Consider the following 19,254-nt stretch of genomic DNA (forward strand, 5'->3'; position numbering starts at 1 on the left):
ACGGCCATCCTACCGAGGTCGCCCGTCGCGTGGCTATACGTTAAACCAACTCTCAGGTGAGCCGCTCGACGGACCCGTCCCAGCCCGCCGCCAGCCGCTCGATCAGGTCCGCGAGAGCGGGCGGGAACACCTCGACACCAGAGCGGAGCACCGCCGGGTCGACCCAGCAGACCAGATCCATCGAGGCCCGCTCCAGTTCCGTCCAGCCCGAGTGCGCGACAGGGGGCTCCGAGCCGAGCCTCGCCAGGTAGTACTCCTCCTCCTGGCGCACGTCGCCCGCCGCGAAGTCAAGCACCGCGCTGCGGGTCGCGACCGGCCCGAGAAGGCCCTGAGGGGCAAGGTCGATGCCTGACTCCTCCCGCACCTCTCGGACGGCGGCCTCGCGGGCCGACTCTCCCGGTTCGATGCCGCCGCCAAGGGTGAACCACCAGGCGCGGCCAGGGTCGTCGACGTCGTGGGACGTGGCGAGCAGGGCGCGGGGGCCCGGAGCGATCACGACCACGCGGGCGGCGCGGCGCCACGGCACGCCGTCCTCCCCCACCGTCCATTCCGGCCCGAGTTCCGTCACGGGGCCGATGCTACTCAGGGCGCGCCGCTAGGCTCCTGGCATGTCCGAGCTCGCAGAGACGACGCAGTTTCTGGCCGGCCGCGAACCCTGGTCGCTGCTGCCCCCCGGCAGGGTCGCCGCCCTCGCGCGGCGCGCCTCCGGCAGCTACGTGCGGCGCGGCACCGTGATCCTGGCGGCCGGATCGTCGCCTGAGCGGCTGCACGTGATCCGCTCGGGCGCCGTCGAGGTGCTCGACCCGGACGGCGAACTGATCACGCACGAGGAGGCCGGGGCCTGCTTCGGGCAGGCCTCGATCCTCGAGCAGCGCCCCTCGCGCTTCACCTTCACGGCCATCGAGGACACCCTGCTGTGGTCCTTCGACGCGGACGTGGTCGCCGAGCTGGTGCAGGTCCCCGAGGTGCTGCGGTTCTTCACGCAGTCGCGGCTCTCCGACGCCGTCAAGTCGTTGCCGGACGACGCCCCGGTTCTGCAGGTGCCCGTGCTGGAGATGCTGACCCGCGCCCCCGTCACGATCGACGCGTCGGCGACGGTCGGCGAGGCGGCCCGCGCCATGGACCGGGAACGGATCTCGGCCATCATCGTCACGTCGGGCGACCGGCTCGCTGGCATCCTCACCGACCGGGACCTGCGCAGGGTGGTGGCCATGGCGCAACCGGTCGACACGCCGCTCGCCGAGGTGATGACGTCGACGCCGCACACCATCGACGCGGGCGCGCTCGCCCTGGACGCGCTGCTCAGCCTCGTCGAGAACACCATCCACCACCTGCCGGTGCTCGACGGCGAGCGGGTCGTCGGGATGGTCACCTCGGGCGACCTGATGCGGCTGGAGCGCTCCAGCCCGCTGTACCTGGCAGGCGACCTCGCCCGGCAGCACGACGTCGCGGGGCTGGCGGAGGTGATGGGCAGGATGCCGAGCCTGGTCACCCGGTTGCTGCGCCAGGACGCCACCGCCGAGGACATCACCAAGCTCGTCTCGCGCACCACCGGCGCGCTGTGGCAGCGGATCGCGGCGCTCGCCGAGGAACGCCTCGGCCCTCCCCCTGTCCCCTACTGCTGGGTGGCGCTCGGGTCACTCGCCCGCCAGGAGCAGGCGCTCGGCTCCGACCAGGACCACGCCTTCCTCGTCTCCGACGCGGTGCTTCCCGAACACGAGCCCTACTTCGCCGAACTGGCGGAGGAGGTGACGGCCGCGCTCGAGGCGTGCGGCTTCCCGCGCTGCGACGGGGACGCGATGGCGACCAACCCGAGGTGGCGGCAGAGCGTCACCAGGTGGGGCCAGGAGTTCGGCGCCTGGCTCTCCTCGCCGACCGCCGATGCCGTGCTGAACTCGTCGATCTTCTTCGACATGCGCCCCATCCACGGCGAACAGACGCTATTCACGGCCCTGCACCGTCGCGTGCTGGCTGCCGCGCCGGGGTCGACGCGCTTCCTGGGGCACCTCGCCAGTCACGCCAACGACATCGAGGTACCCATCGGCTTCCTGCGCGGCTTCGTGGTCGAGAAGCAGGGCGAGCACCGCGACAGGCTCGACATCAAGCTGGGCGGGATCACCCCGATCGTGGACGTCGCCCGGCTGTACGCGCTGCGCTGGGGCCTTCCGCAGGTCGGGACCCGGCCGAGGTTGATCGCCGCGGCCGAGCACGGCGCCCAGGTCGCCAACCTGTTGGACGCGCACGAGTTCCTCGGCTACACGCGCCTCCGGCACCAGGGTCGCCTCGTCGCGGCGGGAGGGGAGCCCAACAACTTCATCGACCCCGACGACCTGTCCGACTTCGAGCGGCGCCACCTGCGCGAGGCGTTCGCGATCGTGCGTCGGGCCCAGCAGGGCGTCGCGGTGTCGTTCCAGACCCAGTTCATGTCATGAGGTTCTTCCGGCGCCGCTCGAACGCCGCGCTGGCCACCAGCGTCCCCGAAGGCGGCCTGCGGCGCTTCCTCGAGGCACCCGTCGCGCCGCCCGGCACCAGGTTGGAGGATGCGCGTCTGCTCGCCGTCGACCTCGAGACAACCGGCCTGGACGCCCGCACCGACCACATCCTCTCGGTCGGGACCCTCGCCGTCGACGGGACGCGCATCCCATTCGGCACGGCGGAGAGCTACCTGGTCGACCAGGGCGTCGACGTCGGGCAGTCCGCCGTCATCCACCAACTGACCGACGACGAGGTGCGCGCGGAGGGCGTCGGGATCGAGGAGGCGCTCGACCGGGTCTTCGGCGCGTTGGCGGGCCGGGTGCTGCTCGCGCACCACGTCGCCGTCGAGGACGGCTTCCTGCGGGCCGCGGTGCGCCGCCTCTACGGGGTCGACATCGCGATCCCCAGCATCGACACCATGGCGCTCGGCCTGCGCGCCCTCGGCGACGCGGAGGACCTGCCGCGCGACGCGGCGCGACTGTGGCGGCTGCGGGCGCGGGCGGGACTGCCGAGCTACCGCGGCCACGACGCGCTCACCGATGCCCTGGCGTGCGCGGAGTTGTACCTGGCGCTCGCCCAGGAACTGCGCCTCACGACGCTCGGCGCCGCCGCGCGGGCGTGACCTGCGCAGGAGGGTGACCGGGCGCGCGGATACGCTTCCCGGACATCAGCCGAGGAGCACCGATGACCGATCTGACGAGAAGAGCGCTGAGCCTCCCGGCGGCGCTCGGTGCCACCACCGTCGGGCTCTTGCTGGCCCTGACGGGCGGCGTCCGGGTGGCCAACCAGCACGCACGCTACGACCCGATCCCCTCGCTCGGCGACATCGCACTGCTGGTGGTCGGCCTCCTCCTGATCGTCGCCGCCGGAGCCTCGATTGCCCTCTCGCGCCTCGGGGTCGTCGTCACGGGTGGCCTGCTGCTCCTGATCGGTCTCGTCGTGATGTTCGCGCCGCTCAGTCCCGCCGGCGCCTCCACGCTGATGCGCGCCATCTTCGCGCTCGCACGGGACCCATTGGGCCCGGGTAACGGGCTCCTGATGACGGCATCGATGGGGATGGTGACGACGCTCGGGGCGCTCTTCGTCACCCTGGGGTTCATGACGCCCAGCCGACGGTCGGCCCCTGGCCGATCGACGCTGCCGTGCGCCGCTGCGGGCCTGCTTACCGTCGTGTGCGTGTGGCTGGTGTGCCACACGGGCAACGCCTTCTACCGGGAGCGCCTGGTGACGATGGGAGGGGAGGGTCTCTCGGGGTTGATCGTGCTCGCCGCCGTCGTGGCCCTGTGTGCGTCGCTGATCCCCCACCGCTGGTCCGCGGCAGGCGGATTCGTCGCCGGCGCAATCGTCGCGCTGTGCGGGTTCCTGCTCATCGCGGCCCCTGCAGCTCAGTTGGGACCGCTCTCTGCGCGGATCTTCCAGAGCATCGGCATGACGGGATCGCTGGGGATCCCCCTCGTCATCGCGGCGGCATTGATCGGCTGTTCCCTCGGCTCCGTCCTCGGCTCCCGGCGCGCCCCACAGCACTTCGGCTGAGCGACCCGGGCGGCCGTCCGAGTCGGTCCCACGAAATGACATCCTTGGGATTTGACGTGGTCGGTGGCTAAAGTGACCAGCCGTATGTCGTCCTCCGCTCTGGAAAACCTCTCCCCCGCATTCCCCCAACGCGCCGCGTGGGGCACCGCGTCGTCCCTGCGCGCCTGGCAGCAGGAGGCCATCAGCCAGTACGAACGCGACCAGCCCCGCGATTTCCTCTGCGTCGCGACCCCGGGCGCAGGGAAGACCACCTTCGCGCTCCGCGTCGCGCTGATGCTGCTTCAGACCCGCGAGATCAGGCGGATCGTGGTGGTGACCCCCACGGAACACCTGAAGGTGCAGTGGGCCGACGCCGCCGCCCGCGTCGGCATCCAACTCGACCCGGGAACCGGCGGATCCTCGCGCAGGGGCCGCTCCAAGGAGTACGACGGCTCGGCCGTCACCTACGCGGGCGTCGCCGCCCGGTCCTACGTCTACGAGGCGCTGTGCGTCTCGAAGGACGTCCTGGTGATCTTCGACGAGATCCACCACGCCGGCGACTCCAAGAGCTGGGGCGAGTCGGTCACCTACGCCTTCGGCAACGCCAAACGCAGGCTCGCGCTGACGGGCACCCCGTTCCGCTCGGACGACAACCCGATCCCGTTCGTCGCCTACGACGAACTCGCGCCCGGCGTCTCGCAGTCAAGGGCCGACTACACCTACGGCTACGCCGAGGCCCTCGCCGACCACGTCGTGCGCCCGGTGCTGTTCATGAACTACGGCGGCCCGATGAGGTGGCGGACCAAGTCCGGCGAGGAACTGGCCGCCGACCTGGGCGTCCCCATGACGAAGGACCTCACCTCAGCCGCCTGGCGCACGGCCCTGGCCCCGCAGGGCGAATGGGTCTCTGCGGTGCTGCGGGCCGCCGACCGGCGCCTCACCGAGGTGCGCCGCCACGTCCCCGACGCGGGCGGCCTCGTGATCGCCACCAACCAGACGACGGCGCGCGCCTACGCGCGACTCCTCACCGAACTGACGGGCGCCAAGCCGTGCGTCGTGCTCTCCGACGACTCCAAGGCCTCCGCACGGATCGACCAGTTCTCGGCCTCGGAGGAGCGCTGGATGGTGGCGGTCCGGATGGTCTCCGAGGGGGTCGACGTGCCCCGGCTCGCCGTCGGGGTGTACGCGACGGCGACCTCCACCCCCTGTTCTTCGCGCAGGCGGTCGGCCGCTTCGTGCGCAGCCGCCGCAGGGGCGAGGTCGCGACGGTGTTCCTCCCCACGGTTCCCGTGCTGCTCGCGCACGCCGCGACGCTGGAGAAGCAGCGCGACCACGTGCTCGGCAAGCCGAAGAACCCCGACGACATCTGGGCCGAGACCGAGGCGCTGATCGAGCAGGCCAACCGGGACGAGACCGCCTCCGACGACCTGTTCGGCGAGTACGAGGCCCTCGAGTCTCAGGCCACCTTTGATCACGTCCTGTTCGACTCGCAGGCCTTCGGGATGCACGCAGAGCCGAGTTCGCAGGACGAGTCGGACTATCTCGGCCTCCCCGGCCTTCTCGAGCCGGCCCAGGTGAGCGTGCTGCTCGCCGAACGGCAGCGCCGCCAGTTGCGCCGCCGGGAGCGCGACGACGGCAAGGCCGAGCCGGAGGTCGCGCTGCACAGGGCGCTCGAGTCGAAGCGCAAGGAACTCAACTCGCTCGTGGCGCAGTACGCCAGGATCAAGGGCATCCCGCACAGCCACGTGCACGCCGACCTGCGCCGGGAATGCGGCGGCCCGAAGCTGGCGCAGGCCAGCCAGAAGGAAGTCGACGAGCGGGTCAAGGCGATCCGCGGCTGGATGCGCAGCTAGCATCGCCCCATGTCACACCTGCCCTCCGTCCCGCTCGATGAGCCGGTGGCGTCGTTGGTGGGGCAGCCCATCGCGGTGAACGGCACCGGGCCCGACGGCCGCGGCACCCTCGCCTACGTCTCCCTCGCGCGTTCCCGCGGCGCGGTCCGCGCCACGATCAGCGACACCGCCACCAGGGTGGAGATGCCGGGCATCGTCGCGGTGAGGGTGAAGGGCGACCTCACGCTGCGCGAGGTGCTGCTGGCGCACACGGGCATCGCGGCGACCAGCGCCGGGCGACTCGCGGGCATCCGGTGGCCCATCGGCAGCCGCCCGTTCATGACGACCACCAGTTGGCTCGTCACCCTGCTTGCCGTGTCGATCGTGTTGTTCCTGCGCGACTGGGCCGCGTTCGCCGCGGCGCTGCTGGCGGCTGTCGTGTACGCGGGGGTGCGACTGCTGCGCGGCGCGGCGAGCGCCACCGCCGGCCTGCCCGCCGTCGCCTTGGACGCCGAGCGTCGCGACCTGCTGCCCAGCCAGGTGCGCCCCCAGATCGCGCCCCCAGATGTGGACGGGGGCCAGATCGTCTCGGCGTCCGACCGGGTCCGGCTCGTCCGCGGCAGCTACGAGCGGCTGCGCGACGACATCGCCTACCGGATCGAGAACTCGGCCCTCTTCGACGCCGCCTTCCCCGCCACGGAGCGCCTCGAGGTCGCGCTGCTCGGCTGGAACCCGAACTCCCCCTCAGCGGACTCGCTCGCCGACGAGGTGGAGCGCTCCTTCGCCGAGGCGCGCGAGCAGGCGGAGGCGCTCGGCTTCGACCACCTCCCGGAGACGGCGCGCGGCACGGCCCGCCGGGCGCACACGCTTGCCCGGACGGCGCTCGCGGCGGGCACACCCGCCGAACGCGTCGCCGCAGGACGCAAGGTCGCCGACCTGCTCGGTTCGCTGGCCCTCTACTACCTTCCGAGCGTCGACCCGGAGACCCCGGGTTGATCGCGCCGCCTCGCCAGATCGAGCCCCGCAGATGAACCCCGCCCTGCCTGTCGACGGCTTGCGGCCGATCGGCCTTGACGCCGCCGTCGGCGACATCCTCGGCGGGCTTCTGCTCGGGGTGAGCGACGCCGACGACCTGCTGGTCGCCGCGCTGCAGCGCCAAGAGGTGCTCATCTTCGGCGCCCGGGAACATCGCGTCGTATCGATCACCTGGCGCGACTCCGGGCCCATCCCGCGGCGCAGGAGCCGCCGCGTCCCGGAGTTCGCGACCGTCGCCTCGTTGGGCCTGCAACGCGACCTGCGGCTGACACGGGCCTACCTGGCCGACGTGTGGGCGTGGGGCATCCGCGGCCCGCGGTTCGAGGTCGCCGGGCAACGGCTCTCCCCCGGCCAGGTCGCGGCGCTGCTGCCCCCGGCCGACGCCGCCCGCGATGCCGCCCTTGCCAGGGTCGCCGACGTCCGCGCCGTCTACGGCCGGATGCTCACCGACGTCGCCTACCGGATCGAGAACTCGGCCCTGTTCGACGGGGCCGTCCCGCTCACCGCGCGGTTCGAGGCCGCGCTGGCCGCCTGGGCGGAGGTGAGCGATGACACGCCAGAGGCTGACGTCGTCACGGCGGCCTCGCTGGTGCGCGTCACGTTCGACGCGGCCCGCGCCAACGCCGAGACACTCGGGTTGGCGCACCTGCCCGCAACGGCCCGCGACGCCGCGCGCAGGGCGGCGGGAGCGGCACGCCTCGCGACCGACGGTGCGACCGAGGCGGAGCGGGCCGCGGCCCAGGACCAGGTCGTGCGGATCCTCGGCTCGCTGTCGCTCTACTACCTCCCGGATCTCGGGCGTCCCGGGCTCGGGCGTGCCTGACCCGACGGGTAGCCTCGAGGAATGGAGTCCTGGCCGCGCGTCGCGTTGAACGCACCCGTCGGGTCGCTCGTGGGCAAGAAGGTCGCCGTGGGCGGGCTCGGCCCCGACGGGACGAGCACCGTCGTCTATGCGCACCTGCTGCGCCGCCCGCACGGAGTCAAGGTTGCCATCACCGACACCACCAAGCGCTCGACCGTCGCGGGGGCCGCGTCGCCCACCGTCGAGCCGGGCATGACGCTCGGCGAGGTGGTCCTCGCCCACGCGGACGTCCGGCCATGGACCGCCGCGGAGGTTCCCGGCCTGAAGTGGAAGTTCGGTGCCCACCCCCAATGGAACTTCGTCTGGGTGCTGCTGATCGTCGCGGCACTCGTGGCGGCCGTCGTCTCGCGGCAGTTCGTCTTCGCGCAGTGGACCTTCCCGCTGATCGCGGGCTTCGTCGGCCTCAAGCTTCAAGGCCGCAAGAAGCGCGACCGCAAGGCAGTCGGCCAGGCATACGTCGTCGAGGGCGGGCGAACCATCCCGCCCGCCGAGGTGTTCGCGATGCTGCCGCCCTCGGCCGTTGACCCGGACGCCGAGAGCCTGACGCCGACCGACCGGGTGACCCTGGTGAGGGAGGCCTACGGCAAGCTCAGGACGGATGTCGCGTACCGGATCGAGAACTCGGCCCTGTTCGACGGGGCCTCCCCCGCGACGCAGCGCTTCGAGATTGCGCTGATCGCCTGGGATCCCGATAGCCCCGACGCCTCAAGCCTCGCCACGGAGGTCGAGGAGTCCTTCGACGCGGCGCGTGAGGCCGCGGAGGCGGAGGGCTTCGCGCACCTGCCGGAGACGGCGCAGGACACGGCCCGCCGCGCGCACGGCGCCACCGCGATGGCGATGGCGGCGACCAACCCCGCCGAGCGCCTGGCCGCCGCGACCAAGGCGGCCGATCTGCTGCGTTCGCTCGCGCTGTACTACCTGCCGAGCCTCGACCCGGCCGCCCCGCAACTGCTGGCCGCCCCCAAGGAAATCGAGCCCGCGCCGTGAACCTCGACCTCACCCCCTCCCAGCCGGAGAGCCTCCGATCGCTTCCCGGGTTGCGCCCCGTGGGCCTCGACGCTGAGGTGCGCCACCTCACCAACCGCTTGGTGCTCGCCCTTGCGGGCGATGACATCTTCACGCTCAGGACGTGGCAGGAGGGCGACCCCCAGCGCGTCCGGTGGCTCGCGGCGACGTGGCGCGACTCGGGCCCGTACTTCCGTTACCGGGTGCGCACCGTCGCCGGGTTCGCGACGATCGGTTCGCTCGGCCTCGAGCGCGGGCTGCGGCTCTCCAGGGCCTTCCTGACGGAGGAGGCCAAGCCGGTCCAGAACGAACCGCAGATCCTGATCGACGGCGAGCGGTTCCGGCCCCGGCAGGTCGTCGACCTGCTGCCCTCTGCCGATGCGGCGCGCGACGCCGCGGTCGCCCGGGTCGCCGACGTCCGGGCCATGTACGGCCGGATGCTGAGCGACGTGGCCTACCGGATCGAGAACTCCGCGCTCTTCGACCATGCGGTGCCGACCACCGACCAGTTCGAGCGGGCGTTGGCCATCTGGGCCGACGTCACCGACGCGACGCCTGCACCCGAGGTCGTCCGGTTGGCGGCCGCCGTCAAGGTCACGTTCGACACGGCGCGGGCGCACGCCGAGACCACGGGGCTCGGGCACCTGCCGGAGGCCGTGCGGGCTGAGGGGCGAAGGGCCGCGAGCGCGGCCCGCTTGGCATCCAACGCCGGCACCCCCGGCGAGCGGGACGCGGCCTGGGAGCAGGTCAACCGGATCCTGTCCTCGCTGGCGCTCTACTACCTGCCCGACGTCGCCCGGGGCCAGTTGGGGCGCTGAGCGCTCAGCCGAGCGGCGGCCAGGACGGGTCCTGCTGCTGGACGACCATCGCGAAGCCCGCCGAGCCCGCGAACACGTCGCGCGATTCGGGGCTTGGTGCCTTGTCGGCGCGGCGTTCCGGGTAGGCCTTCGGCTCGATGCCCTCGATCTTGGCGGCCTCCATCTGCTGCGCGGCGAGCGAGGCGTAGAGCCCGCCGAGGGCGAGCAGTTCCTGGTGGGTTCCCGTCTCGACGATCCGCCCGGCCTCCAGCACGTGGATGACGTCGGCGCCGACCACCGTCGAGAGCCGGTGGGCGATCGTCAACGTGGTGCGGCCCTCCGCGACGTTGTCGAGGGCCTCCTGCACCACCCGCTCCGAGACGGTGTCGAGCGCGCTGGTCGCCTCGTCCAGCAGCAGCACGGGCGGGTCCTTCAGCAGCACCCGGGCGATCGCGATCCGCTGCTTCTCGCCGCCGGAGAGCCGGTAGCCGCGCTCGCCCACCACCGTCTCGTAGCCGTGCTCGAAGCCGGTGATGATGTGGTGGATGTTCGCTGCCGTGCATGCCGCCTCGATCTCCGCCTGCGTCGCGTCGGGCTTGGCGTAGAGCAGGTTCTCGCGGATGGTGGCGTGGAACAGGTAGGTCTCCTGGGACACGATCCCGACGTGGTCGATGATCGACTCCTGCGTGAGCCGCCGCACGTCGGTGCCCGCGAACAGCACCGCCCCCTCGCTCGCCTCGTACAGGCGGGGCGCCAGGTACAGCACGGTCGACTTGCCCGCGCCGGACGGGCCGACGAACGCGACGTGCTGCCCCGGCTCGGCCGCGAACGTGACGTCGATCAGCGTCGGGCGCGTCTCCGGGGCGGCGTCCGGATAGCGGAAGCAGACGTCGCGGAACTCCACGCGCCCCATCGGCCCGGGCCCCTGCGTCACATCGATCGCGTCTGGCGCGTCCGCGATCGCCGGGGTCATGTCGAGGTACTCGAAGATGCGGGCGAAGATTGCCCCCGAGGTCTGTAGGTCGAGCGCGACGCGCATCAGGCCCATCAGCGGCTGGAGCAGCCGGGCCTGCACCGTCGTGAAGGCGACGATGGTGCCGGCGGTGATGGTGCCGAGGCCGCCCTCGATCAGATAGCCGGCGACCAGGTAGATGACTGCGGGGATGCTGGCCATGATGACCTGCACCACCGCGAAGAAGCCCTGGCCGCTCATCGCCCGCTTGACCTGCAGCGCGATCTGGTTGCCGTTCTCCTTCTGGTACCTGGCCGACTCGGTGCGCTGCCTGTTGAACGCCTTCGACAGCAGGATGCCCGACACGCTGAGGGTCTCCTGCGTGATCGACGTCAGTTCCGAAAGCGACTCCTGCGTCTGGGCGGCGATCTTCGCGCGGACCTGGCCGACGCGGCGCTGGATGAACACCAGGATCGGCATCAGCACCACGGCGATCAGGGTGAGGCGCCAGTCGATCAGGACCATGGCGACCAGCGCGGAGGCGACCGTGACGACGTTGCCGAGGATGCTGGTGACGGTGTTGGTCAGCACCCCTGACACGGCTCCGACGTCGTTCTGGAGGCGCGACTGGATGACGCCGGTCTTGGTGCGGGTGAAGAAGCCAAGTTCCATGGCCTGCAGGTGCTCAAACAGCCTCACCCTCAGGTCGCCCGTGACGCGGTTGCCGACGGAACTGGTCAGCCAGGTCTGCACCACCCGAGCGCTGACGACGTCAGGTACAGGCCGATCATGATCGCCACCAACCTGCCGAGCAGGCCGAGGTTCGGACCGCCCGAGGCAGGGAACAGGGCGTCGTCGAAGACGCGCTGCACGATCAGCGGCGGGATGACGGCGAGCGCCGCGCCGACGATCACGATCAGCCCGGTGACGACGATCTTGCCGAGATAGGGCCGGAAGAGGGCGACGATGCGCCCCCGCAGGTTGGCGATCCGTGGTGCCTCAGCGTTGATCTTGCGCTGGGCGTCCTCGTCGACGCCCCTGAACCCGTGGCCTCCGCCACCCATCCTGCCAACCGACATGAGCCTCACCCTAGTGCCGTGCAGGCGGCGTGGGGTCGCCGCGGCGGGTAGCGTGGCGACATGAGCGATTCCGAAGAACATGGCAAGGGCGGCATCTACTCCGTCAAGGGCCAGGAGTACAACCGCGACTCCCGCTATATCGAGACCCGCATCGTCAAGGACCCAGATCCGGAGAGCGGCGACTACCCGGTCGAGCCGGGCCGCTACCGGATGATCGCCGCATATGCCTGCCCCTGGGCGAACCGCGCCATCATCGACCGCGACCTCCTGGGGTTGCAGGACGTCATCTCGATGGGCAACCCCGGCCCGACGCACGACGCAGACTCGTGGACGTTCGACCTCGACCCAGGCGGCGTCGACCCGGTGCTCGGCATCCCCAAGCTGAAGGATGCCTACCTCAAGCGCGACCCCGACTACCCGCGCGGCATCACGGTGCCCGCGCTGGTCGACGAGCGCACCGGCGAGGTCGTCACCAACGACTTCCCGCAGATCACCAAGGACCTCTTCCACGAGTGGAAGGACTTCCACAAGGAGGGCGCGCCCGACCTGTGGCCGGCGGACAAGCTCGAGGAGATGGAGGCGGTGATGAAGCGGATCTACACCGAGGTCAACAACGGCGTGTACCGGTGCGGCTTCGCCGGCTCCCAGGAGTCCTACGACGCGGGCTACGACCGGCTGTTCACGGCGCTCGACTGGCTCGAGGAGCGCCTCGACGGCAACCGCTTCCTGATGGGCGATGCCATCACGGAGGCCGACGTGCGGCTGTTCACGACGCTGGTGCGCTTCGACCCCGTCTACCACGGCCACTTCAAGTGCAACAGGAACAAGCTGACGGAGATGCCCAACCTGTGGGGCTACGCCCGTGACCTGTTCCAGACGCCCGGCTTCGGCAACAACGTCAACTTCGAGCAGATCAAGGACCACTACTACAAGGTCCACACCGACCTGAACCCGCTCGGGATCGTGCCGAAGGGACCCGACCTGAGCGGCTGGACGACGCCGTCGGGCAGGGGCTGAGACCCCACCGTCGTATCCTTTCCGCGATGCCGACGCCAGCCCCACCCCCGCTCAGCCTTGCCCCCGTCCGGTTCCAGACGCCGCTGTCGGGGCTCGACTCGCCCGTCGTCCTGGAGTCGGAGGACGGCAGCGTGACGGTGCTCGAACTGCTCGCCCGCGACGAGGCCACCACCAAGGTGCGCCTCAGCCGCGGCGACCGGGTCGACCCGACCTATGTGCAGGCGGCGCCCCTTGACCTGGAGTTGGGCGACTTCGCCCTGACGCACCTGAAGTCGCGGCCCGTTCGGGCCTACGCGCTGCCGCGCGGCTCGACGCAGACCAGGCACCTGCTGCGCGTGATGGCGCTGACGGCGCTTGTCGGGCTGGTCGCGCTCGGCCTGGTCACGCTGGTGCTGGTCAGCGGGCTGCCCGACACGGCGAAGGCACTCCTCGTCGTGGCGCTGGTCACGGCGGCGGTCGCGGGCCCCATCGTCCGGGCGCGGCTGCGCCCCTCGGTGAGGCTGTCCTACCGCACGGCCCAGGGCGTCTACCCGCTCGACGCGCTACTCAGCGCCCGCCCCGCCGCGGTCGCGGCGGCCGCGAGCGTGGACGCCGTCAAGGAGGAGTACGGGGCGCTGCTGTCCGACATCTGCTACCGGATCGAGCACCCGGCGCTGTTCGACCCGGCCGACGCGGCAGCCAAGCGGCTCACCCTGGCGCTGATCAGGTGGGACGGGCGAGGCGAGGACCTCGACGCGTCGGAGATCGGTGCGCTGGCCGGCGAGGTGCGGGTCGCGTTCGACACCGCGAGGGCCAACGCGGAGACGATCGGCATGCGGCACCTGCCGGAGGCCGCGGTCCCCGATGCGCAGCGCGCGCTGAAGGCGGCCCGCCTCGCCACATCGACGAGGTCCCCCGCGGAGCGCAGCACCGCACTGCGGCAGGTCGCCGCCATCCTGTCCGACCTGGCGCTGTATTACCTCCCAAGCCCCAAGGAGGCCGCCCAGATGGTCGAGGGGCGCCGGATCCTCGCGCTGCCCGGGCGCCTGTCGCAGGAGGAGCGGCGATGACCAGGTTCTTCGCGACGATGCCAGCCACGGTGCAGGCCCGCGCGGTGGCGGGAATGTCGCTGCTCGCGATCCCCGAGGATCGGCCGCCGATCGTGTTGTCGCTCACGGTGTTCGACGGGAGCACCAGCACCGTGCGCCTGGCCCCCGTCAGCAACCTCGACAGCGTCCGCACCTTCACCATCGACGACGGACAACTCACCGAACGGCTGAGCAAGAGGCTCGGCGAAGTGCGCAACGACTTCATCATCCTGCCGCCCGTCGAATGGGCGAAGTCCGGGCACGGACTTGCCGCGCGAGGGCCCATCACCGCGGTCGTCGCGCTCCTGGTGATCACCCTTGCACTGCTCACCGGGGTGACGGTGATCGCGGCGCTCGCGATCCCGCTCGCAGCGGTGGCGGGCGCCCTCACCTGGCACCTGCTGCGTCGCAGGCAGCCGACACGGATCCTCACCGCGGGCGACCTGAGGATCGACGGGAGCAACGTCGTCGAGTACGCCACCGCCCGCAGCCTGGGCGAGCGACCTGACGCGCGCACCGAGACCCAGCGCCGGGAGGCGATCGCGGCGCGGATCGACGCGGTGCGCACCGGCTACGTCGACCTGCGCGACGACATCGTCTACCGGATCGAGAATCCGGCCCTCTTCGACGCGGCCTCCCCCGCCACGAGCGCCTTCGAGGTGACGCTGGTGCGATCCGACGTCGACCCCGGCTCTCTCACGATCGACGAGTACGACACTCTTGCCGCCGACCTGGAGATCGCGTTCGCCGTCGCACGGGACAACGCGGAGACCCTCGGGATGGCGCACCTGCCGCTGGGCGCCGTCGAGGATGCGCGGCGCGCGTCGAAGGCGGCACGCCTGGCGCGTCGCGCCACGTCGGACGGTGAGCGCGAGGCCGCGCTCGCCCAGGTCGTCAGGATCCTCGAGTCGCTGGCGCTGCACTACCTGCCAGCGCCCGCGACCGCTCGCCGCCAGTTGACGACGGGCCCTGCTCAGTCGAGCGAGACGGCAGCCTCCGACGTGTAGTCGAGGAAGGTGAAGGTCTCCTGCAGGTACAGCGTCACCGACGCGAGGTCGTGGGTGATGTAGCCGATCTCCACGTCGCTGCCGAGTTGCAGGTCGAAGTCGCCGCCGCGGGTGGTCAGCACGAACGCCCCGTCGATCGCCGGCGCCCAGATGATGGACCCGTCGACGAGCCGCTGGATGTGCTCCAGGATCGGGTACCCGTGATCGGAGGTCTCCGCGACCAGCGTGTAGACGTCGGCCGACAGCAGCACGCTGTAGGGGCCTTGGACGCCCGCGAGCCGCAGTTCGGTGATGGCGCGCGCGATCACGTCCGGGATGTCGATGGCCTCCTTCGGCAGCTTCAAGGGCGTGTTCGAGCAGCTCGCCCGGATGCCTTCGATGCCTGCCGACTCGTAGCCCTCGAAGATGGCGCGGTCCTCAGCGAAGGCCAGCTTCTTCGCGGCCTCCTTGACCGGGTCCCAGTCGGAGTCCTGGCCGCCGCGCTCGCAGTTGTCGATGTCCTCGCGGGTAACGGTGAACGGCACCCGCAGCCGCACCATGGGCTGCGTGACGCGCAGGTTCGCCTCGATGCCGTCCGAGGGCGGATCGGTGGGGTTCAGGTGGCCGGTGTTGGTCGAGGCCGTCTCCGGGCCGAATGGGCCGTTGACGTCGACGACGCGGCGCCCCGCGATGTGCCGCTTGAAGGTGCGCGCGGCCTCCTCCTCGATCTGCGCCCATGCGGACGAGGTGACGGGAGCGAGCTCGCGGTACAGGTTGTTCATCAGTTCATTCCTTTCAGGCTGCCGATCGTGAGCGCCCCGTCGCCGGTTGCGGCAGGCGCGGTGGGGGTGGGTTCATCTGCGATGGTGACGCTCGGCCCGACGAACGGGAAGGGGTCGTCGAGGAACTCGTCGGTGGGGGTGAAGAACAGGCAGCCGGTCTCGGCCGTCGAGAAGTCGAGGAGCCGGTCGGTGTTGCCCGGCGGTTCGCCGATGAACATCCTCTCCAGCATGGTCTCGGTGACCTCGGGGGTCCGCGAGTAGCCGATGAAGAAGGTGCCGTACTCGCCCTTGCCGAGCTCGCCGAATGGCATGTTGAGGCGAACGATCTGCTGCTGCTCCCCCGCGGCGTCCTCGACGGTGTTGACGACGATGTGCGCGTCGACCGGCTTCTGGTCGTCCGGCAGTTCGATGTTGTCGGTCTTCCTCCGACCGATCACCAACTCCTGCTGCTCGACGGTGAGCGCGTTCCAGGCCGACATGTCGTGCACATACTTCTGGATGATCACGTAGTTGCCGCCCGCGAACCGTTGATCCTCGTCGCCGACGGTCGTCCACCGGTCGGCGGCGGCGCCGCTCGGGTTCTCGGAACCGTCGACGAAGCCGAGGAGGTCCCTGCTGTCGAAGAAGCGGAACCCGTGCACCTCGTCCACGACCGTGAGGGTGCCCTGGAAGCTGTCCAGGATCCTGCCCGCCAACTCGAAGCACATGTCGAGGGTCCCCGCCCGCAGGTGCAGCAGGAAGTCGCCCGGAGTTGAGGGCGCCTGGTGGACGCCGCCGTCGAGGGCGATGAACGGGTGCAGGCCGGCGGGCCGGGGGCCTGCGAAGAGCCGGTCCCACGCGTCGGAGCCGATGCCCACCCGAAGGATCAGGTCGCGCGACGGGGCGCGGAAGCTGACCGAGCGGTGCAGCCCCGTCAGGTTGGCGATGGCGTCATAGGCCGCCTCTTCCCCACCCTCGTTCAGGGTCGCCGTGATGAACATGGCCGCCTGCGATAGCGTCCACTCTTCTGCCTGGGGAGTCGTTGCCACGTCTCCCACCCTAACGCGCTCCCGGCTGGTGCGCCTCGCAACCCTGACAACCTGCGAAACTCGGGGAGTCCGGGGTCGAAAGCGCCCGTGCGCGCCCGCCCGTCGATAGGCTGGCGCCATGCCCAAGCGCCAGTACGAGGTTCTTCCCGGCGGACACGGTTCGCGGGTCAAGATCAACGCAAGGGGGCGCGCGGTGTTGCGCAATCCCCGCATCAACCGAGGCACCGCCTTCACCCTCGAGGAGCGACAGAAGCTCGAACTCGTGGGCCTGCTTCCCACCAACGTGACCCCGCTCGAGGCCCAGTTGCGCCGGGCCTACGAGAGGTTCCGGCTCGCTGAGACCTCGCTGGAGCGGTTCGCCTACCTGCAGGCGCTCCGGGAGCGCAACACCATCCTCTTCTACCGGCTGCTCAGCGACCACCTCGCGGAGATGATGCCGATCGTCTACACCCCGACGATCGGCGAGGCGATCAAGGGCTTCTCGCTCTGGTACCAGGCTGTCAACGGGATCTTCCTTTCTGTGGATCAGCCGGACTCCATCGAGGAGTCGCTGCAGAACTGCGGCCTGGACCCGAACGAGATCGATCTGCTGATCGTCACCGACTCGGAGGGGATCCTCGGGATCGGCGACCAGGGGGTCGGCGGCATCCAGATCTGCACGGGCAAGAAGTCCGTCTATACGGCGGCGGCGGGGATCGACCCCGACCGGATCCTGCCGATCGTGCTCGACGTCGGCACCGACAACCTGCGCCTCCTCAACGACGAGTTGTACATGGGTGAGCGACACGGCCGCGTCCGGGGTGAACGCTACGACCAGTTCGTCGACCACTTCGTGCGGACCGCCGTCAAGGTGTTCCCGCACGCGATGCTGCACTGGGAGGACTTCGGGGCAAACAACGCGCACCGACTCCTGCAGAAGTACCGCGGCGAGATCTGCACCTTCAACGACGACATCCAGGGCACCGCGGCCGTGGTGGCGAGCGCGATCCTCGCCGGTGTGAAGGCCAAGCACGAACGGCTCGCCGACCAGAGCTTCGTGATCCACGGCGGTGGCACCGCGGGAGTCGGGATCGCCGACCTGCTGATCGACCTCATGGCGAAGGAGGGCCTGACCCGGGATGAGGCCCGCGCCCGGTTCTGGGTGACGAGCAGCCGAGGGCTGGTCACCGACGACGCCACCCAGAAGTTCCGCGACTTCCAGCGGCCCTATGCCCGCGGCATCGGCGAACTGGCCGACTGGGAGGTCGACCGGCCCGGGCACTACATGCTCGCCGACATCGTGCGCAACGTGCACCCGACGGTCCTGGTCGGCACCTCCGGGCAGCCGGGCTCGTTCACCGAGGCCATCGTCAAGGACATGGGCTCGCACGTCGCCAGGCCGCTGATCCTGCCGCTGTCGAACCCGACGTCGCTGGCGGAGGCGGTCCCGTCCGACCTGATCGCCTGGACCGATGGCAGGGCCATGATCGCCACCGGCTCACCGTTCGCCCCGGTCAGCTACCACGGCGTTGCCTACACGATCGCCCAGGCCAACAACGCCCTCGTGTTCCCGGGCATCGGCCTTGGGGTCGGGCTGTGTCGTGCGAGCCGCGTCACCGACGCGATGATCGCCGCCTCAGCCGAGGCCGTCGCCGCGCTGTCGCTGGTGCAGAAGCCTGGCGACTCGCTGCTGCCGAGCGTCGAGGACCTGCGCCGGGTGTCGGGGACCGTCGCGCTGAGGGTCGCGGCGGCGGCGGAGGCCGACGGCGTGGCGGCGCGACCGCTGACCAACCCGGTCGACCAGATGTTCGACGCGATGTGGATCGCGGCCTACCCCGAACTGATCTTCGAGGACTGAGTGGCGGACAGCTTCGACGACGTCTCCCCCGAGGCCGACCTCGCCTCGATCGGTGACGCCTCGCTGGTGCTGCTCGCCGACGACGGCTTCATGCTCGCCACCGTCGAGACCCCCCGGGCACGGCTCAGCGGCTCGCGGCTGTACTCGGTGCGCTTCCACGCGGAGCGCGGCGGGGAACGCTGGAGCGGCCGCGTCGACGCGCCTCGGTTCGCCACCCCGTCAACGCTGGCCCTGCCGCACGGGCTGCAGGTGCGCCGCGCGGTGCTGCTGCCGGGCATCCGTTGGCGTCCGCTGCTCGCCCCCGAGGTCGACCTCGGCAAGGGCCGCGACGTCCGGCCACGCGAGGCCGCCGCCGAGATCCGGCGGTTGCCGGTCAGCGACCGCTCCAGCCGCATCGTCGACGAGGTCGCCGACGAATACGCGCGGCTTCTGACGGACCTGACCTACCACATCACCAACAGCGCCCTCTTCGACTCGACGGTCGCCACCACCTACGAGTTCGACCGTGCGCTGCTGGCCTGGCAAGACCTGCCCGTCGCCGCGCCGGCCGGGGAACGTGCGGAACTGGCGGCGCTGGTGCGGCTCACGTTCGCCACCGCGAGGGCGCACGCCGAACTCGTCGGCCTGGACCACGTCCCCGCGGAGTTCCGCGGCAGGGCGAGTCGCGCCGCGAAGGCCGCCTCGCTCGCGGAGCGCGCGACCAGCGCCCCCGAGCGGGAGGCGGCCCTCGATCAGGTCGGCCGGATCCTCGTGTCGCTGGGCCTCTACTACCTTCCTGCTCCCCCGCCGCGGGCGCTGCCGCGCCTGCCGTGAGTCGGTCGGTGGTTACCCTTGGCCGATGATCCTTCCCCTAGTGGCGTAACGGTGAGCGATCCGTTCGACAGCGGCCCCGTCTGGGCTCGGCTGCACCTCGAGACGCGGCTGGCGAGCCTCGCGGGGTGCCGGATCGTGGTGATCGGCGAGGACGGCGGCGGAGTGAGGACGCACG

General features: G+C 70.9%; 19 protein-coding genes. 14 read left to right on the plus strand and 5 right to left on the minus strand.

The genetic code is table 11. From position 1 onward, the window contains the following. Nucleotides 1-52: 52 nt before the first annotated feature. On the minus strand, nt 53-568 hold the full coding sequence (locus BW730_RS08970) for an NUDIX hydrolase (RefSeq protein WP_226997168.1): 516 nt from the start codon (nt 566-568) through the stop codon (nt 53-55). A gap of 40 nt (nt 569-608) precedes the next feature. Between BW730_RS08970 and BW730_RS08975 the strand changes: the two genes are divergently transcribed. From BW730_RS08975 to BW730_RS09010, 9 genes are all read left to right on the plus strand, one after another. Further along, nucleotides 609-2,432 (plus strand): DUF294 nucleotidyltransferase-like domain-containing protein, encoded by a 1,824-nt coding sequence (locus BW730_RS08975; protein ID WP_077685940.1) that lies wholly within the window; start codon nt 609-611, stop codon nt 2,430-2,432. Continuing rightward, nucleotides 2,429-3,097: an exonuclease domain-containing protein gene (locus BW730_RS08980; RefSeq protein WP_077685941.1), complete on the plus strand. Its 669-nt coding sequence runs from the start codon at nt 2,429-2,431 to the stop codon at nt 3,095-3,097. The genes BW730_RS08975 and BW730_RS08980 overlap by 4 nt, the downstream gene beginning before the upstream one ends. A 62-nt stretch (nt 3,098-3,159) precedes the next feature. Further along, complete coding sequence (locus tag BW730_RS08985) at nt 3,160-4,008, plus strand: hypothetical protein (protein WP_077685942.1); 849 nt, start codon at nt 3,160-3,162, stop codon at nt 4,006-4,008. Nucleotides 4,009-4,092: 84 nt separating this feature from the next. Continuing rightward, the gene (locus tag BW730_RS08990) at nt 4,093-5,376 is read left to right on the plus strand and encodes a DEAD/DEAH box helicase (protein WP_471248207.1); all 1,284 of its coding nucleotides are present in this window, start codon (nt 4,093-4,095) and stop codon (nt 5,374-5,376) included. Continuing rightward, on the plus strand, nt 5,277-5,840 hold the full coding sequence (locus BW730_RS20500; RefSeq protein ID WP_471248208.1) for a hypothetical protein: 564 nt from the start codon (nt 5,277-5,279) through the stop codon (nt 5,838-5,840). The genes BW730_RS08990 and BW730_RS20500 overlap by 100 nt, the downstream gene beginning before the upstream one ends. Before the next feature lie 9 nt (nt 5,841-5,849). Continuing rightward, entirely contained in the window at nt 5,850-6,815 is a 966-nt protein-coding gene (locus BW730_RS08995) for a hypothetical protein (protein ID WP_077685943.1), read from the plus strand. Between the two features lie 31 nt (nt 6,816-6,846). Further along, nucleotides 6,847-7,677 (plus strand): hypothetical protein, encoded by an 831-nt coding sequence (locus tag BW730_RS09000; RefSeq protein WP_077685944.1) that lies wholly within the window; start codon nt 6,847-6,849, stop codon nt 7,675-7,677. Nucleotides 7,678-7,698: 21 nt separating this feature from the next. Continuing rightward, complete coding sequence (locus tag BW730_RS09005; RefSeq protein WP_077685945.1) at nt 7,699-8,703, plus strand: hypothetical protein; 1,005 nt, start codon at nt 7,699-7,701, stop codon at nt 8,701-8,703. Then, nucleotides 8,700-9,539: a hypothetical protein gene (locus BW730_RS09010; RefSeq protein ID WP_077685946.1), complete on the plus strand. Its 840-nt coding sequence runs from the start codon at nt 8,700-8,702 to the stop codon at nt 9,537-9,539. Before BW730_RS09005 ends, BW730_RS09010 begins: the two co-directional genes overlap by 4 nt. Nucleotides 9,540-9,543: 4 nt before the next feature. Here BW730_RS09010 and BW730_RS09015 read toward each other — a convergent pair whose 3' ends face one another. Together BW730_RS09015 and BW730_RS19290 are read right to left on the minus strand one after the other, a co-directional pair. Continuing rightward, a complete protein-coding gene (locus BW730_RS09015) occupies nt 9,544-11,223 on the minus strand; it encodes an ABC transporter ATP-binding protein (RefSeq protein ID WP_226997169.1) in 1,680 nt (559 codons plus the stop codon). Next, a complete protein-coding gene (locus BW730_RS19290) occupies nt 11,208-11,549 on the minus strand; it encodes a hypothetical protein (RefSeq protein WP_226997170.1) in 342 nt (113 codons plus the stop codon). The genes BW730_RS09015 and BW730_RS19290 overlap by 16 nt, the downstream gene beginning before the upstream one ends. Before the next feature lie 60 nt (nt 11,550-11,609). Here BW730_RS19290 and BW730_RS09020 point away from each other — a divergent pair, with 60 nt between their 5' ends. The 3 genes from BW730_RS09020 to BW730_RS09030 are packed head-to-tail and all read left to right on the plus strand — an operon-like array spanning nt 11,610 to nt 14,640. Continuing rightward, nucleotides 11,610-12,566: a glutathione S-transferase family protein gene (locus BW730_RS09020; protein ID WP_077685947.1), complete on the plus strand. Its 957-nt coding sequence runs from the start codon at nt 11,610-11,612 to the stop codon at nt 12,564-12,566. Between the two features lie 26 nt (nt 12,567-12,592). Further along, complete coding sequence (locus BW730_RS09025) at nt 12,593-13,615, plus strand: hypothetical protein (RefSeq protein ID WP_077685948.1); 1,023 nt, start codon at nt 12,593-12,595, stop codon at nt 13,613-13,615. After that, nucleotides 13,612-14,640 (plus strand): hypothetical protein, encoded by a 1,029-nt coding sequence (locus tag BW730_RS09030; protein ID WP_077685949.1) that lies wholly within the window; start codon nt 13,612-13,614, stop codon nt 14,638-14,640. The genes BW730_RS09025 and BW730_RS09030 overlap by 4 nt, the downstream gene beginning before the upstream one ends. On the opposite strand, the gene BW730_RS09035 is transcribed toward BW730_RS09030, so the two are convergent. Continuing rightward, nucleotides 14,607-15,401 carry a family 1 encapsulin nanocompartment shell protein gene (locus BW730_RS09035; RefSeq protein WP_077685950.1) on the minus strand — a complete coding sequence of 265 codons (795 nt, stop codon included), beginning with the start codon at nt 15,399-15,401 and terminating at the stop codon, nt 14,607-14,609. The two genes, BW730_RS09030 and BW730_RS09035, sit on opposite strands and share 34 nt — an antisense overlap. Continuing rightward, nucleotides 15,401-16,429 (minus strand): Dyp-type peroxidase, encoded by a 1,029-nt coding sequence (locus tag BW730_RS09040; protein WP_226997171.1) that lies wholly within the window; start codon nt 16,427-16,429, stop codon nt 15,401-15,403. Before BW730_RS09040 ends, BW730_RS09035 begins: the two co-directional genes overlap by 1 nt. Nucleotides 16,430-16,547: 118 nt before the next feature. On the opposite strand from BW730_RS09040, the gene BW730_RS09045 reads away from it, so the two are divergent. Together BW730_RS09045 and BW730_RS09050 are read left to right on the plus strand one after the other, a co-directional pair. Then, the gene (locus BW730_RS09045) at nt 16,548-18,266 is read left to right on the plus strand and encodes an NAD-dependent malic enzyme (RefSeq protein ID WP_077685952.1); all 1,719 of its coding nucleotides are present in this window, start codon (nt 16,548-16,550) and stop codon (nt 18,264-18,266) included. Beyond that, complete coding sequence (locus BW730_RS09050) at nt 18,267-19,079, plus strand: hypothetical protein (protein ID WP_077685953.1); 813 nt, start codon at nt 18,267-18,269, stop codon at nt 19,077-19,079. The last annotated feature ends 175 nt before the right edge of the window (nt 19,080-19,254 follow it).

It is taken from the genome of Tessaracoccus aquimaris, from assembly GCF_001997345.1.
Taxonomy (GTDB): domain Bacteria; phylum Actinomycetota; class Actinomycetes; order Propionibacteriales; family Propionibacteriaceae; genus Arachnia; species Arachnia aquimaris.